Annotated in this window: 15 protein-coding genes; 6 read left to right on the forward strand and 9 right to left on the reverse strand. The window is 65.8% G+C overall.

Annotated features, from left to right (window positions below; genetic code table 11):
• Positions 1-5: 5 nt before the first annotated feature.
• From ACX80V_RS01865 to ACX80V_RS01890, 6 genes are all read right to left on the reverse strand, one after another.
• Positions 6-860: a polyphosphate kinase 2 family protein gene (locus tag ACX80V_RS01865; RefSeq protein WP_485841726.1), complete on the reverse strand. Its 855-nt coding sequence runs from the start codon at positions 858-860 to the stop codon at positions 6-8.
• A 50-nt stretch (positions 861-910) separates the two neighbouring features.
• Positions 911-2,131 (reverse strand): pyridoxal phosphate-dependent aminotransferase, encoded by a 1,221-nt coding sequence (locus ACX80V_RS01870; RefSeq protein WP_058931824.1) that lies wholly within the window; start codon positions 2,129-2,131, stop codon positions 911-913.
• Between the two features lie 134 nt (positions 2,132-2,265).
• The gene (locus ACX80V_RS01875; protein WP_485841727.1) at positions 2,266-3,216 is read right to left on the reverse strand and encodes an ABC transporter substrate-binding protein; all 951 of its coding nucleotides are present in this window, start codon (positions 3,214-3,216) and stop codon (positions 2,266-2,268) included.
• Entirely contained in the window at positions 3,213-3,959 is a 747-nt protein-coding gene (locus ACX80V_RS01880) for an ABC transporter permease (protein WP_485841728.1), read from the reverse strand. The genes ACX80V_RS01875 and ACX80V_RS01880 overlap by 4 nt, the downstream gene beginning before the upstream one ends.
• Entirely contained in the window at positions 3,956-4,666 is a 711-nt protein-coding gene (locus ACX80V_RS01885) for an ABC transporter permease (protein ID WP_485841729.1), read from the reverse strand. The genes ACX80V_RS01880 and ACX80V_RS01885 overlap by 4 nt, the downstream gene beginning before the upstream one ends.
• Positions 4,666-5,766 (reverse strand): ABC transporter ATP-binding protein, encoded by a 1,101-nt coding sequence (locus ACX80V_RS01890; protein WP_485841730.1) that lies wholly within the window; start codon positions 5,764-5,766, stop codon positions 4,666-4,668. The genes ACX80V_RS01885 and ACX80V_RS01890 overlap by 1 nt, the downstream gene beginning before the upstream one ends.
• A 230-nt stretch (positions 5,767-5,996) precedes the next feature.
• On the opposite strand from ACX80V_RS01890, the gene ACX80V_RS01895 reads away from it, so the two are divergent.
• Positions 5,997-7,025 carry a pirin family protein gene (locus ACX80V_RS01895; RefSeq protein ID WP_485841731.1) on the forward strand — a complete coding sequence of 343 codons (1,029 nt, stop codon included), beginning with the start codon at positions 5,997-5,999 and terminating at the stop codon, positions 7,023-7,025.
• Here the strand turns inward: ACX80V_RS01895 and ACX80V_RS01900 are convergent.
• Both ACX80V_RS01900 and ACX80V_RS01905 read right to left on the reverse strand, forming a co-directional pair.
• Positions 7,011-7,940 carry an N-acetylglucosamine kinase gene (locus ACX80V_RS01900; RefSeq protein ID WP_485841767.1) on the reverse strand — a complete coding sequence of 310 codons (930 nt, stop codon included), beginning with the start codon at positions 7,938-7,940 and terminating at the stop codon, positions 7,011-7,013. The two genes, ACX80V_RS01895 and ACX80V_RS01900, sit on opposite strands and share 15 nt — an antisense overlap.
• A 126-nt stretch (positions 7,941-8,066) precedes the next feature.
• Positions 8,067-9,053 carry a LysR substrate-binding domain-containing protein gene (locus tag ACX80V_RS01905; RefSeq protein ID WP_485841732.1) on the reverse strand — a complete coding sequence of 329 codons (987 nt, stop codon included), beginning with the start codon at positions 9,051-9,053 and terminating at the stop codon, positions 8,067-8,069.
• 91 nt (positions 9,054-9,144) lie between these two features.
• On the opposite strand from ACX80V_RS01905, the gene ACX80V_RS01910 reads away from it, so the two are divergent.
• Both ACX80V_RS01910 and ACX80V_RS01915 read left to right on the forward strand, forming a co-directional pair.
• Complete coding sequence (locus tag ACX80V_RS01910) at positions 9,145-10,431, forward strand: MFS transporter (protein ID WP_485841733.1); 1,287 nt, start codon at positions 9,145-9,147, stop codon at positions 10,429-10,431.
• Between the two features lie 121 nt (positions 10,432-10,552).
• On the forward strand, positions 10,553-11,056 hold the full coding sequence (locus tag ACX80V_RS01915; RefSeq protein WP_056344094.1) for an Lrp/AsnC family transcriptional regulator: 504 nt from the start codon (positions 10,553-10,555) through the stop codon (positions 11,054-11,056).
• Here the strand turns inward: ACX80V_RS01915 and ACX80V_RS01920 are convergent.
• Positions 11,053-12,294: an MFS transporter gene (locus ACX80V_RS01920; protein WP_485841734.1), complete on the reverse strand. Its 1,242-nt coding sequence runs from the start codon at positions 12,292-12,294 to the stop codon at positions 11,053-11,055. The genes ACX80V_RS01915 and ACX80V_RS01920 overlap by 4 nt on opposite strands.
• A 167-nt stretch (positions 12,295-12,461) precedes the next feature.
• Here ACX80V_RS01920 and ACX80V_RS01925 point away from each other — a divergent pair, with 167 nt between their 5' ends.
• Genes ACX80V_RS01925 through corA form a run of 3 tightly spaced genes read left to right on the forward strand, consistent with a single transcriptional unit; the run spans position 12,462 to position 14,430 of the window.
• On the forward strand, positions 12,462-12,998 hold the full coding sequence (locus ACX80V_RS01925; RefSeq protein WP_248759697.1) for an Lrp/AsnC family transcriptional regulator: 537 nt from the start codon (positions 12,462-12,464) through the stop codon (positions 12,996-12,998).
• A 9-nt stretch (positions 12,999-13,007) separates the two neighbouring features.
• Positions 13,008-13,433 (forward strand): DUF1761 domain-containing protein, encoded by a 426-nt coding sequence (locus ACX80V_RS01930; protein ID WP_485841735.1) that lies wholly within the window; start codon positions 13,008-13,010, stop codon positions 13,431-13,433.
• Position 13,434: 1 nt separating this feature from the next.
• Complete coding sequence (gene corA / locus ACX80V_RS01935) at positions 13,435-14,430, forward strand: magnesium/cobalt transporter CorA (protein ID WP_485841736.1); 996 nt, start codon at positions 13,435-13,437, stop codon at positions 14,428-14,430.
• Positions 14,431-14,465: the final 35 nt, after the last annotated feature.

Here is a 14,465-nt window from a genome sequence, read left to right on the forward strand (position 1 = left end):
CCAGGTCAGGACCGATCAACCAGTTCCCGTTCGATGGAGACATCGAACTCAGCTTTTGGCCATTCCAGATTCATGTCAGACAGCGCGCCCAGCACCAACTGCTGCACGGCGATCCTGGCGTACCATTTTTTGTTGGCCGGAACCACGTGCCAGGGTGCCGCTTCCGTGTTGGTCTCGTCGAAGGCAGCCTGGTAGGCGCCCATGTAGTCGCCCCAGAACGCCCGTTCCTTGAGGTCATTGCTGCTGTATTTCCAGTGCTTGGCGGGGTTGTCAAGCCTGGCAAGGAGCCTGGTCTTTTGTTCATCCTTGCTGATATTGAGCATCACCTTGATGATTTTGGTTCCGGCATCGGTCTGGCGCGCCTCGAACTCGTTGATAGCCCGGTAGCGGCGCTTAAGTTCGTCAGGCGAAGCCCAGTTATGGACCCGGTGGATCAGGACGTCCTCATAGTGGGAGCGGTCGAAGATGCCCACCATGCCCGCTCCGGGCACCTCCCTCTCGATCCGCCAGAGGAAGTCATAGGACTTCTCCTCCTCGGTGGGTGCCTTGAAAGCTTTGAACTGGACGCCCTGCGGATCCATGGTGGCCATGACATGGTTAACGATTCCGCCCTTGCCCGCAGTGTCCATGGCCTGCAGGATCAGCAGAAGCCGTTTTTTCCCGCCGAATCGCGACTCCGCGAACAGCTTTTCCTGAAGTTCGGCCAACGCGCCGTCCAGTTCAGCCAGAATTGTCTGGCCATCGGCTTTGTTGCCCTTGTAGCCGGGCGTCGCGTCAGGGTCGGCGTCGGCCAGCGAGAAGCCTTTCCCCACCCTCAGCGTATCGACGGGGTGCTTCTTGAACTCAACCAAACCGGCCATGGGGTTCCTTTGTCCGCAGGTGGCCGCGCCGGAAGGCGCGTCACCACAGGCTAGTTCCCTTGGTACCGGCTAAGGAAGTCCCCCATGCGTCCGATCGCTTCTTCAATGTCCTTGACGTTCGGCAGCGTGACCATGCGGAAGTGGTCGGGCCGGACCCAGTTGAACGCCCGGCCGTGTGACACCAGGATCTTCTGCTCCTTCAGCAGGTCCAGGACAAATTTCTCGTCATCACGGATGTGGAAGACTTCCGGATCCAGGCGCGGGAACAGGTACAGCGCGCCACGGGCCTGCTGCGTGCTCACACCCGGGATCGCGTTGAGCATGTCGTAGGCCTTGTTCCGCTGTTCCAGCAGCCTGCCGCCAGGGAGGATGAGGTCATTGATGCTCTGGTAGCCGCCGAGCGCGGTCTGGATGGCGTGCTGGGCGGGCACGTTGGCACAGAGGCGCATATTGGCCAGGAGGCTGATGCCCTCCAGATAATCGGAGGCATCCTTCTTGGGGCCCGAGATGGCCATCCAGCCGGCACGGTAGCCGCAGACGCGGTAGGCCTTGGACAGCCCACTGAAAGTGAGGCAAAGGACGTCGTCGCCCGTCAGCGCGGCCATGTTGATGTGCACGGCGTCCTCGTACAGGATCTTTTCGTAGATTTCATCGGCGAAAAGGATCAGGCCGTGCTTCTCGGCCAGCGCCACGATCTTCTTCAGCGTCTCTTCCGGATAGACCGCGCCCGTGGGGTTGTTGGGGTTGATCACCACGATGCCCTTGGTGCGCGGCGTGATCTTGGCTTCAAGATCCTCAAGGTCCGGCTGCCAGCCTGATTCCTCATCGCAGAGGTAGTGCACGGGCTTCCCGCTCGCAAGGGCAACGGAAGCGGTCCAGAGCGGATAGTCCGGTGTGGGGATCAGTACCTCGTCGCCGTCGTTGAGCAGCGCCATGAGGGACATGGTGATCAGTTCGCTGACGCCGTTGCCCAGATAGATGTCGTCCACATGGATGTTCTGGATTCCGCGGGTCTGGTAGTACTGGGAAACCGCGGTCCGGGCCGAGAAGATGCCCCGGGAGTCGCTGTAACCCTGGGCATGGGGCAGATGGCGGATCATGTCCACCAGGATCGCGTCCGGGGCTTCAAATCCAAACGGCGCAGGGTTTCCGATGTTCAGTTTGAGGATCCGGTGACCCTCCGCCTCCATCTGCTGGGCGGCCTGAAGAATCGGTCCACGGATGTCGTAAAGGACGTTGTGAAGCTTGGTGGACTGCTTGAATTCTGCCATCCATCAAATATGCCATATGACGGATGTACTTCCGTTGAGACCTCAGACACAGACGTGTAGAGAGCGGACGACGGCGGCTGCCGGCCCGTGTGGGTCCGGCAGCCGCCGTCGTGATTGCGTTGTGGAGTCAGGTGTTACTTGACGATGCCCTTGTCCTTGAGCCAGGTGGCGGCGGCGTCTTTGGCATTTTGCTTCTGGCTGCCGCTGACTGCGCGGTTGAGGTTGACCAGGTCATCAGTGGTCAGGATCTTCGATACGGCGTTGAGCGCGTCCTTGGCCTTGTCGGTCATTTTTGCCTTGTTGTACAGCGGCAGGACCTGCTGGGCCTTGAAGTTGTTCTTGGGATCCTCCAGCACCACGAGGTCGTTGTCCGCGATGGACGGTGTGGTGGTGTAGATGTCGGCCACCTGGACGTCGTCGGTCAGCAGTGCCTGCAGGGTCAGGTTGCCGCCGCCGTCGCTGAAGGGCTTCAGTGCCTTGAGTTCGCAGCCGTAGTTCTTTTTGAGTCCCGGGAAGCCATAGGCGCGGGTTTCGAACGTGGCCGGCGCCGCCATGGTCAGGTCCTTGCAGACCTTGGCGAGGTCCTCAATGGACTTCAGCTGGTACTTCTCCGCGGTGGCCTTGGTGACCACCATGGCGTCCTTGGACTCAGCTTTGGATGCCTCCAGGACTGCCAAACCCTCGGGGAGCTTCCCGGGCAGGGCCTTGTAGATGTCGTCGGCCGAGACCTCGGCAGCTTCAGGATCCACGTGCGAGAGCAGGTTGCCGGAGTAATCCGGGACAAGGTCAACCGAGCCGTCCTGGACCGCTTTGAAGTAGATTTCGCGGGCACCGATGTTGGGCTTGGTGGTTGCCGTGACCCCTGCAGCAGTCAGGGCGCCAGCATAGATCTCAGCGACGATCTGGCTCTCCGGGAAGTCAGCCGAACCGACCACCAACGACCCGCCGCCGGCACTTCCGGCGCTGGTGCTGGGGGTGGCCAACGGGCTCCCGCCGCAGGCCGCCAGCGCGACGGCCAGGCCGACGCCGGCAGCCATGCCAGCCAGTCCCCGGCGGGTAAGGATTGTCCTGGTGTTCTCTTTCATGGGGTACCTCCTTGAACGGCAGCTGGCGCAGGCGCGGCAGCTGGGAGATCAGCGGCGGCCTTCTGGCCACCGCGCAGATCGGTTTTGAGGCCAGGCGAAAGAAGGACTCTTTGCACCGCGGCCAGGATGAGGTCAACAGCGATGGCCAGCCCTGCAATCAGCAGCGACCCGGCAAGCATCCGCGGGAAGTCCTGCAGCGCCAGGCCGTCAAAAAGGTAGCGGCCCAGCCCGCCCAAGGGCAGGTAGGCAACCACCGACACCGTGGCGATGACCTGCAGCACGGCGGTTCGGACACCGCCGAACATAACCTGCAGCCCGTTGGGCAGCTCAACCCGGAACAGGATCTGCAGCTCGGTCATGCCCACGGCCCGGGCCGCATCCACCACGGTCCTGTCCACACTCGAAATACCCGCGTACGTTCCGGCAAGGAGCGGCGGCACGGTCAGGATGACCAGCGCCCACACCGGCGGCATCAGGCTGCTTCCCGCCACGAGGGCAAAGAGGACCAGCAGGCCCAGAGTCGGCAGAGCCCGCAGCGCCCCTGCCACCGCGACGGCCACCACGCGCCCGCGGCCCGTATGCCCGATGTAAAGCCCTGCCGGAACCGCGATGGCAGCGGCAATCACCAGGACCAGCCCGCTGTACTGGAGGTGCTCCAGCAGCCGGACGGGAATGCCGGAACTGCCGGTCCAGTGCAGGGGATCGGCAATCCAGGCGAGGGTGTCCCCAAAAATGTTGCTCATGGCGCGGCCCCTGTGTGGATGTTGGCGTCGGCCAGGTAGCTGGCGCCGGCGGGCGCCGCGGGGCCGGACGCTTTAGCGGCGCGGGTCCACGGCGTCAGCAGCCGTTCCAGGACGACCAGCACAGCATCCATCAGCAGAGCGAGCACCAGGATGGCGATGATTCCCACTACCACTTCCGTGACGAAGTTCCGTTGCAGTCCATCCGTAAACAGCATGCCCAGGTTCCCCACCCCCAGGAGTGCCGCGACGCTCACCAGGGAGATGTTGCTGACGGAGACCACCCGCAGCCCGGCGAACATCACCGGAAGGGACAGCGGCAGGTCGATCTGGACAAAGCGGAGCCACGGCTTGTACCCCATCGCGATCGCAGCCTGCCGGAGATCCTCCTCCACGGAGTCAAAGGCATCCAGGGCGGCCCGGACCAGCAGCGCCACCGCATAGATGGTCAGGGCCACAATGACGTTGAGCGGGTCCAGGATCCGGGTTCCGAGAATCGAGGGCAGGATGATGAACAGCGCCAGCGACGGGACGGTGTACAGCAAAGAACTGGCGGTCACCACCACCGACCGAAGCGCCGGGTGCGTCCGCGCCAACTGCGCCAGCGGAATGGAAATAACCAGCCCCAGGACCATCGGGATGAGGGCCAGGACCAGGTGCTGGCCTGCCAGTCCCATGACCATGCCGCTGTTTGCCAGGAACCACTCCATCAGAGCGCGGCCTGCCTGACCTGGCGGGCTTCCTCAATGACACCGAGGACTTCCTGTGCCCTGACGGTCCCCAGGACCTTGCCGTCGCCGTCCACCGCCACACCTTGGCCGGACGGGGACGAAAGGGCCGAATCCAGTGCGCGCCGCAGGGTCTCGCCGGGCCGGAAGAGTGACCCGCCGGGAATGAGCTCTGAGTCCGTCCCCGGCCTCGCCCAGCCCAAGGGGCGCAGGTCCGGATCCACCACCAGCTGCCAGTCGGTCACCGCAGCGGGATCGCCGGCCAACTGGCCGGCACTCATCACGAGCGTGGGCACCGGGTGGATGGTCACGGCGTCGGACGTGGTGAACCCCAGGTGGCGGAAGCCACGGTCCCGCCCCACGAAGGACGCCACAAAATCATTGGCCGGTGCCCGGAGGATTTCCTCAGGGGTGGCGTACTGGGCCAGCCGGCCGCCGACGGCGAAAACGGCCACCTTGTCGCCGAGAATGGTTGCCTCGTCGATATCGTGCGTGACGAAAACGATGGTTTTTGCGAGGTCCTTCTGCAGCCTCAGGAGTTCCTGCTGCAGTTCGTCACGCACCACAGGGTCAACGGCGCTGAACGGTTCGTCCATCAGCAGGACGGGCGGATCGGCGGCGAGCGCCCGGGCCACACCGACGCGCTGCTGCTGGCCGCCCGAGAGCTGGGAGGGGTACCGTTTCCCGAGCGCGGAAGCCAGCCCGACGACGTCGAGCAGTTCCGTGGCGCGCTTGCGGGCCTCAGCCTTGGAAACGCCGTTGAGCCGGGGCACGGTGGCGATGTTGTCCAGCACGGAACGGTGCGGCATCAGACCGGAGGACTGCATGACGTAGCCCATGGACCGTCTCAGCTCCGCGGCAGGAACCGAGGTCACGTCCCGCCCGTCCACGGTGATCACGCCGGACGTCGGTTCCACCATGCGGTTGATCATCCGCAGCGAGGTGGTCTTGCCGCAGCCGGACGGCCCTACAAAAACGGTGATGGAGCCCCTGTCGATGGACATGGTGAGCTGGTCCACAGCGGGCTGCCCGCCCTGATACTGCTTGGTGACGCTCTGGAACTCAATCATGGCTTGGTCCATTCCCGGACTTACCTGTTCTGTTGGACGGCATCGGACAGTGTTGGGTCATAAGCTCACTGATATTTACGGTAACGCAATCCGTTCACAGCGTAACCGGATCCGGAGGCAATCCGGGCAAGAGAATCCCTACTGTAACCATTCGTTGGACAGCCGCCCGCGGATGGGTCCTTCGATCACAAGGTGCCCGTGCTGCGCTTACGCCCGGCCCTGCCCGCGCCTAGAGTTGGACTGTGACCAACTTGGAAGTGGCTCCGCAACAGGAACTTTGTCCGCCCGCAGGCCCTGAGGGGACATCCGGCCCTTGCCTGCAGCTCTGGCCCGAACGGGAGGTGCCGCTGGGCGGCGTGCGGGCCATGAACGTCCGGCGCACGCTCCCGCAACGCGGCCTGCCCACCATCGGCGCCTGGTGCTTCCTGGACAGTTTCGGTCCGGACCGCATCGCCATGTCCGTACTCCCCCACCCGCACACGGGGCTGCAGACGGTCACCTGGCCGCTAGCGGGGAACATCCGGCACCGGGACAGCGTGGGCAGCGATGTTGTGGTCCGGCCAGGTGAGCTGAACATCATGACCGCCGGGCACGGGGTGTCCCACTCCGAGTTCGCCGTCCTGCCGGATCCCGACGCGGGCGCGCCGCTGCCCGTGCAGCGCGGTCTGCAGCTCTGGGTAGCATTGCCGGATACTGAACGCCATCGCGAACCTGCGTTCGAGCAGCACCGCGAACTGCCTTCCGTGACGGGGCCGGGTTTCACTGCGACGGTGATGGTGGGCGAATTCGCCGGGGCGGTGTCACCGGCCACGATGTACTCCCCCATCGTCGGAGCGGACATCTCCTGCGACGGCCTGGCCGTCCTGCCGCTGAACGCTCACTTTGAGCATGCCGTCCTGGTGCTCGACGGCGGGCTGACGCTGGACGGGCAGGAGGTCCCGCCCGGGCCGCTGGGCTACCTCGGCGCGGGACGCCCGTCTCTGGAGTTCGAAGCCCTGCCCGGCACACGGTTCCTCCTGATCGGCGGGGAGCCGTTCCAGGAGGAACTGCTGATGTGGTGGAACTTCGTCGGCCGCACGCACGACGAAGTGGAGCAGGCCCGTGCGGACTGGGAAGCCCAGGCCGCACTGCCTGACGCTGCTGCCCGCGGAGCCCGCTACGGACTGGTTGAAGGGCACGGCCCGGATGCGGGCGCCGAAGCCGGACGCATCCCCGCCCCCATCATGCCCGCCGTCAGGCTGACACCGCGGAAGCGGTCAGTCGGTCCCTGACGGTTCCGAGACCAGCTTCAGGACGCCAAACACGGGGTCCCGGTCCAGGACACGGACATCGGTGACGCCGGCAGCAGCCAGATGGCTCCGGAAAGAGTCCTGCAGCGGGACCACGTTCATGCCCAGTCCGCTGCCGAGAATTACCGGGCCGTCGATTCCAAGCTTCCGCAGGGCCTGCGCAGCCAGGCCGGCAAGATCCTTGCCGGCCTGGTCCAGCAGCTCCTGGCTGACCGTGTGGCCCGCCGCTGCCGCGTCCACCACCAGGCGTGCCTGCTGGGCCCAGTACCGGCGGCCGGTGTCCGGGGAATGGAAGAGCGCAATCAGCCTGTTGGGGTGGTCCACTCCGCACGCGGCCAGCAGCGCAGCAGTCAGCTCGTCCGCCGGGAGTCCCTGGTTCATCCTGCTCAGGCTGTGCCGGACCGCCTCACGGCCGAGCCAGTAGCCGCTGCCTTCATCCCCAAGCAGGTAGCCCCAGCCGCCGGCCCGGGCCTCGTCGCCGGCGGCATTCCTTCCCCAGGCTGCAGAGCCGGTTCCCGCGATCACGGCCACGCCGGTACTGGCGCCGCCCGCGGCCAGCAGCAGCCGTGAATCGTGGACCACCGTGACTTTGGCTCCCGGAACATGGGGTTCGATCAGCGCGGCCAGGGCTGCGGCGTCGTCGTTGGTGTCAATGCCACCGGCCCCGGCATACACCTGGGCCACCTGGCCGCCGCCGATCCGGGCGAAGAGATCCGCGAGGTTCATTGCCGCCTGTTCGCGGCTGACGTTCTGGACGTTGGAGCTGCCGGCGGACTCGTCGGCCACGGCAACCCCGTCCTCAAACCTGACGCCGCGGGTCTTCGTCCCGCCGATGTCCAGGCCGATGATGACCCCCGCGAGGGGACCCGGGGCGGCCGCGGACGCGGCGCCGCCCAGCGGGTGGTGTCCGGAAGTTGTGGTCTGGGGGTGTTCGCTGTCAGTCACGTCCCCCAGCCTACTGAAACGCTGGCGGCGAATCGCTGCCACGCCGCGGGACGCCGTCGTGTCCCAACACCGCGCCGCCTATCCCCTGCCTGAACGTGCGGCCACGAGGCCCGCCAGCAATTGCGGGCCCTCCTGCAGGACCATCTCCCGGAAGAAGCGCACAGGATCGGGCTCGGCGTCGGGGCCGGGTTTCCGCCTGCGCCAGCCCAGCCCGATTTCGCGGAACGCCAGGCCGGATTCCAAGGCAAGTTCAACCCAGCCCAGGTTGCCGGTTTCCGGGCTGATGTGGCGCCCCGGGGCATTGCCGCCGGGCGGCAGGATGCTGACTCCAAGTCCCGCGGCGACCAATCCACGGGCGGTGTGGGTGTCCTGGCTTTCGAAGGCGATCCGCGGCCGGAAGCCTGCCTCGCGGAACAAGGCATCCGTCAGTGACCGCATGCCGTACCCCGGCGCCAGCGCGACGAAGGGGTCCCGGCGGATGTCCTGCATCCTGACGCTGTCCCGTCCGGCCAGCGGGTGGCCGTGGTGAACCACCAGCCGGAGGGGCTCACGGTAGAGCGACGCCGAAGAGATGGTGCTGCTTGCCGCCGGAACAGGGGCGGTCAGGGCCAGGTCCGCCTGGCCCGAGGCGAGCTCTGAGAGGCAGGTGTCCCGCGCCCCCTGGCTGAGGATGAAGCCGGCCTCCGGGTGGCGGCTGCGGAAGGCACTGATGAGCAGGGGCAGGGTGGCCTCCCCGAACGTGTGCTGAAAGGACAGCGACACCTTCCCCCGCACCACGTCCGACTCGTGCCGGACCAGGTCCAGTCCGGCCTGGAACTCGGTCAGGGCCGACTCGATGTACGGCAGCAGCGTCCGGGCGGCCGCTGTGAGGCGGATGCCCCGTCCGTCCCGGATCAGCAGTTCTGTTCCGACGACGGCGCTGGCCCGGGACAGTGCCCGGCTCACCGTGGACTGGGGTACTCCCAGGAGCTCTGCCGTTGCCGTGACGTGCTGGGTCCGGCCCAGCTCAGCCAGGATGGGGAGCAGCGGCAGGAGCTTCACCAGCTGTTTGTGGTCCGCGTGCATGGGCTCCACCTATCAAACGTTCCACTCTGGACATGAATTGTGCCTAAAAGATGCATTGGAAGCATACATCGCCGAAGCCTACCCTTGAGCTATGCCACAGAATGCCGCAGCCCCAGGAACGTTCACTCCAGCGCAGGATCACTGGGCGGGACATCCCAAAGGCTCCGCTAGCTACAACAAGATTCTGGCCGGCCTGGCCTTCGCAGGCGTGGCAACGTTCGCCCAGCTCTACTCCACCCAGGCGGTCTTGCCGCTCCTGGCCGCAGACCTGAAGGTGACCGCGGCAGAGGCCGCGTTGACCATTTCGCTGGCCACCGTGGGCCTGGCCATCACCGTCATTCCCTGGTCCTTCCTCGCGGACAGGATCGGCCGGGTCAAGGCCATGGCATGGGGCATCTCCGCCGCCACCGTCCTGGGCCTGCTGGTACCGCTCGCCCCCAGCTTCGGCGCACTGCTTGCCTTGCGGCTGCTGGAAGGCATGGCGCTGGGCGGGATCCCGGCCATCGCCATCGCCTACCTGAACGAGGAAGTGAACAGGGCGCATGCGGCCATGGCCGCAGGCAGCTACGTTGCCGGAACAACGCTGGGCGGGCTGGCCGGCCGGCTCGTGGCAGGCCCGGCAGGTGAGCTGTGGGGCTGGCGCACAGCCGCACTGGCCGTTTCCCTCCTGGCAACAGTGGCCGCGGTACTCTTCCTGGTTCTGGTACCGCAGGCGAAGGGATTCACCGCCGCCAAAGCCGCCGGGCTGCGCGGTGCCATGGCGACGCTCGGCGGGCACGTGCGCAATCCCCGTCTACTGGCGCTCTACATCCAGGCCTTCCTGATGATGGGCGGGTTTGTGGCCGTCTACAACTACCTCGGCTTCCGGCTGTCCGCTGAGCCTTTCACGCTGCCTGCCACCCTGATCAGCCTGATCTTCCTGGCGTACCTTTCCGGAACGTTCTCTTCCCGCTGGGCCGGCGGGTTGACGGCCAGGTTTGGCCGCAGGAATGTGCTGCTAGCTGGCATCGTCCTGATGTTGGCCGGGCTGGCGCTGACGCTTACGCAGCTGCTCGCCCTGATCCTTGCCGGCCTGGTGATCTTCACCGGCGGCTTCTTCGCGGCCCACAGCATCGGCGCAGGCTGGACCGGAAGCATCGCCACCACCGGCCGCGCCCAGGCATCGTCGCTCTACAACCTGGCCTATTACCTGGGCTCGAGCGTCATCGGCTGGGCGGGCGGACTGGTGTTCCAGTCCCTGGGCTGGACGGCGCTTGCCGTGGCAATCATGGCCCTGGTGTGCATCACGGCGGCGACAGTCGCCGTCGTGCATCCCCGGGGGAACGACGAAACCGCACGGGCCGCCACACAAGGGCAGGCGGAAGCCGCGCGGCCGTAGAACTATCCGCCATTAAATGGCAAGTGTGTCTGGCGATTGTTCGGCAGGGAAGGTTGCGTTCCGGGGTGATCAACAGGAATCCGGCGTCTAGGATGAACTGACGGACATTCAAGGAGATTCCATGAGCAGCAACCCAAAAAGCATCCGGCCGGCCAGCCACTTTGAGCCGCTGGATGCCATCGATGAACGGCTTCTGGCCGCCTTGGTGGACGATGCACGGATCTCCAACAAGCAGTTGGCAGAACTGGTGGGCATTGCACCGTCCACCGCGCTCATGCGAACCCGCGCATTGTCCGAACGTGGCATTGTCCAGGGATTTGAGGCGAAGCTGAGCCTCTCGGCCATCGGCAGGTCCGTCCAGGCGCTTGTGGCCGTCCGGTTGCGGGCCCACGACAGGGACCAGATCGACCGCTTCACAGCCCGCGTTCCGCACCTGCCCGCGGTCCTCTCCACCTTCCACACGTCAGGCTCCGTGGATTACCTGCTGCACATCGCCGTTGCCAGCACCGAGGACCTGCGGGACTGGGTCCTGGACAATCTCGCCACCGACCCCGTGGTGGGCCACACCGAGACCACCCTCGTCTTTGAGCACATCCAGGGGAACCACGGCCCGCTGCCGGACTAGGCTGTCCGCTGCAGGGCCGTCCGGAGCGTGACGGCGGACAGCGCCAGTGCGGCGGCGCTGCACAGCACTACGAAGCCCGTGACCGCCGTCGGCAGCCCGAACACCGCTGTGGCCCAGCCCAGCCCGATGACGGGCACGGCGCTGCCCAGGTACGTGATGACATAAACGGTGCTGATGACCTGGGCGTGCTGTGACGATTCCACCTTGGCGGCCACATCATTGAAGACCGTCCGGAAGGCGACCCCCTGGCCCAGCCCCGCACCGACGCTGGCGGCGGCGAGCATCAGCGGACTGCTCCAGGCGGCCGCGGCAGCCAGGAGCAGCACCGAGGCGCCCAGGACCGCCAGCCCGGCTGGCACCACAAAGCGGCCCCGCACGGACAGCACCTGGCTCAGGGCGGAGGCGGCGAGCGTCATCCCGGCCAGGGCGCCGATCAACGGCCGTGAATCGGTCTGAATGATCGGGGCGAAATAGGCCGGGGCCAGCGACAGGCAGAACCCAAAGACCGAGAAGCTGAGGAATCCGACGGCGGCCGCGAGCCAGAAAGCGCCCCGCGCCTCGGTGGAAACCGAGGGCCGGCGCGGAGCCAGGACCATAACGGGGCGCCGGCCCGCCGGAGGCTTGATGGCCGGCCGGGCCCGAAGCAGGTAGAGCGGCACCAGCATTGCTGCCAGGACGAGCGAGTGAACGTAGTACGGGGCGGTGGTGGGCCCCGGCAGCAGCGACAGCAGGCCGCCGATGACCGGACCGGCAGCCACGCCTCCCGCCGTCGCCAGCAGGGTGAAACGGGTGGCCCACTCCGGCCGGGTCGGGAGCAGTTCCCGCAGTGCGGCTGCGCTGGCACCCGTGGCCAGGGCAACGGCCACACCCTGAAGGGCCCGTCCGGCAGAGAGCGCCACCAGGTTTTCGGCCTGCGAGAAGACCCAACTGCCCGCCAGTCCGGCGAGTACAGCCAGGATGAGCGCCGCCCGCCGGCCGATGTGGTCCGACCAGTGCCCGGCCAGCATCAACGTTGCCACCAGGGCCAGGACATAGCTGGCAAAAGCCGCCGTGACGCCGAGTGCCGAGAGGCCAAGGTTTGCCTGGAGCAGCGGATACAGGGGCGTGGCCAGGTTCGCACCGACCAGCAAGGTGAAGATGACGGCGCCGGCCATCACCAGCCGTGCGGTGGTGGATGCATCCCAGCCCTGGCGCCCGGCGGTGGCCGGACGCATGCGGAGTTCATTGAAGACTGTCATTGGCGCTGCCTTGGCGTCGACCGGGGAGGGAGGTCCTTGTGGGAGGCCGCCCCGGGTGGAAATTCATACCTAAAGAATGCTTGACTGTTGACTGATTGGATCGTTGCTAATGAAACAATTGAGCAAAATACGCAATTTTGGTGTCTCCAATAACTGAAAGTGACAGTTTGCCTACCCTTGATCCCACTGACCTGAAGATCCTCCTGGAACTCATCCACGATCCCCGCATCCAGATCGGCGAGTTAGCCGAGGCGCTGGGGATTGCACGCAACACAGCGCAGTCGCGGGTCCGGCGCCTGCTCCGGGCCGGAGTGCTGCACGACGGCGGCCGCGAGATCGACCTCGAGGCCGTGGGGTACGACGTCGTCGCCTTCGTCACGATCGAAGTGACGCACCGGGAACTGGACGGAGTCGTGGGCGCCCTCCGGCTGCTCCCCCAGGTCCTGGAGGTCCATGAGATCTCGGGGCGAGGTGACGTGTGGTGCCGTGTGGTGGCCACCGATACGCACAACCTGCAGTCCGCCCTCCGCCAGATCCTCCGCATCAAGGGCGTCATCCGGACCGAAACTGTCCTGGCTCTCCACACCCATATTCCTTACCGGACCGAACCCCTGATCAGGCGCCTCGCACAGGCCGTGCCCGGTACCCCAACACGGCCCAAGCAATTGACCGGGCGCGGCGGCGGGCCCGCCGAAGGCAGTTAGGATTCGAGCATGGATTGGCTTTCGCATATTTCACTGATCAACTGGCTCGCCGTGGCGCTGGCCTTCATCTCGAGCATGGCCATCGGCTTTGTCTGGTACATGCCGGCCGTGCTGGGCAAGCGGTGGATGGCCGCCATCGGAAAGACTGAAGAGGACCTCAAGAACATCAGCGGCGGCGCGGGAATCTGGGTTCCCATGATGGTTGCCGCTGCCCTGACCGCCGTCCTGCTGGCCGTCCTGATCAGCAAACTGGGCCTGGACAACGCCGCGGCGGGCGGCGGGTTCGCCCTGGTGCTCGCGCTGGTGTTCCGCTCCGGCGGGCACGTCATCCATAACGGCTTCGCCGGCCGCCCGACAACGGTCACCCTGATCGATTCCGGACACGATCTGCTCGCCATGACGGTGGCCGGTGCGATCATCGGGGCAATGTCCTGACGTGACCATCATCGACAATGCCGTCTACGTGGACGGCGTACGCAGCGCGGAACCCGAGAGCCTGGAACAGACTTTCGAAACCCTCGCCGAGCACGGGGGCATGGCCTGGATCGGGTTGTACCGGCCCACGGCGGCGGAAATGACGGCCGTGGCCACCGAATTCGGGCTGCATGCCCTCGCGGTGGAGGACGCCATCTCGGCGCACCAGCGGCCCAAGCTTGAACGCTACGAAGACAACCTCTTTACGGTGCTCCGCCCGGCGCGGTACCTGGATGCCACCGAGACCGTGGAGTTCGGCGAGCTGCATATCTTCACCGGCCGGAATTTCGTGGTCACCATCCGCCACGCCGAAATGGCCGGCGTTGCCCGGGTCAGGCGGCGCCTGGAAGGCCGACCCGACCTGCTCCGGCACGGCCCGGAAGCCGTTCTCTACGCCCTGCTGGACCTGGTGGTGGACGACTACGCACCCGTGGTGGCCGGGCTGGAAAACGACATTGACGAGATCGAGGACCAGCTCTTCAGCGGGGACACCACCGTCTCCCGCCGCATCTATGAACTGGCCCGCGAAGTCATCCAGTTCCAGCGCGCCATCCATCCCCTGCCGGACATGATGCAGCAGCTCAAAAGGGGCTTTGAAAAGTACGGCGTGGACACTGAACTGCAGCACAGCCTGCGGGACGTCGAGGACCATGTGGAGCGGGTCATCTCGCGCGCGGATTCATTCCGCGACCTGTTGCAGAACGCCCTCACGCTGGACGGAACGCTGACCGCCAACCGGCAGAACCAGGCCAGCGCCGAACAGAACGAACAGGTCAAGAAGATCTCCTCCTGGGCGGCGATCTTCTTTGCACCTTCCTTCGTGGCCGGCGTCTACGGAATGAACTTCGACCACATGCCCGAACTCCACTGGGCCATTGGCTACCCGATGGCCATCGCGCTGATGGCCGGCACCGCAGCCCTGATGTACGCCATTTTCAAGAGGAAAGGCTGGCTGTAGGGCTGGCGGCCGCGGGGCCCCCGGGCTCCGCCGAG

This window comes from Pseudarthrobacter arbutini (assembly GCF_054510915.1).

Coding starts and splice junctions, on each gene's coding strand:
- ACX80V_RS01880 (WP_485841728.1), bottom strand. CDS start 3,959: ATGAGCAACATTTTTGGGGACACCCTCGCCTGGATTGCCGATCCCCTG.
- ACX80V_RS01875 (WP_485841727.1), bottom strand. CDS start 3,216: ATGAAAGAGAACACCAGGACAATCCTTACCCGCCGGGGACTGGCTGGC.
- ACX80V_RS01890 (WP_485841730.1), bottom strand. CDS start 5,766: ATGGACCAAGCCATGATTGAGTTCCAGAGCGTCACCAAGCAGTATCAG.
- ACX80V_RS01885 (WP_485841729.1), bottom strand. CDS start 4,666: ATGGAGTGGTTCCTGGCAAACAGCGGCATGGTCATGGGACTGGCAGGC.
- ACX80V_RS01865 (WP_485841726.1), bottom strand. CDS start 860: ATGGCCGGTTTGGTTGAGTTCAAGAAGCACCCCGTCGATACGCTGAGG.
- ACX80V_RS01910 (WP_485841733.1), top strand. CDS start 9,145: ATGCCACAGAATGCCGCAGCCCCAGGAACGTTCACTCCAGCGCAGGAT.
- ACX80V_RS01905 (WP_485841732.1), bottom strand. CDS start 9,053: ATGCACGCGGACCACAAACAGCTGGTGAAGCTCCTGCCGCTGCTCCCC.
- ACX80V_RS01870 (WP_058931824.1), bottom strand. CDS start 2,131: ATGGCAGAATTCAAGCAGTCCACCAAGCTTCACAACGTCCTTTACGAC.
- ACX80V_RS01930 (WP_485841735.1), top strand. CDS start 13,008: ATGGATTGGCTTTCGCATATTTCACTGATCAACTGGCTCGCCGTGGCG.
- ACX80V_RS01915 (WP_056344094.1), top strand. CDS start 10,553: ATGAGCAGCAACCCAAAAAGCATCCGGCCGGCCAGCCACTTTGAGCCG.
- ACX80V_RS01920 (WP_485841734.1), bottom strand. CDS start 12,294: ATGACAGTCTTCAATGAACTCCGCATGCGTCCGGCCACCGCCGGGCGC.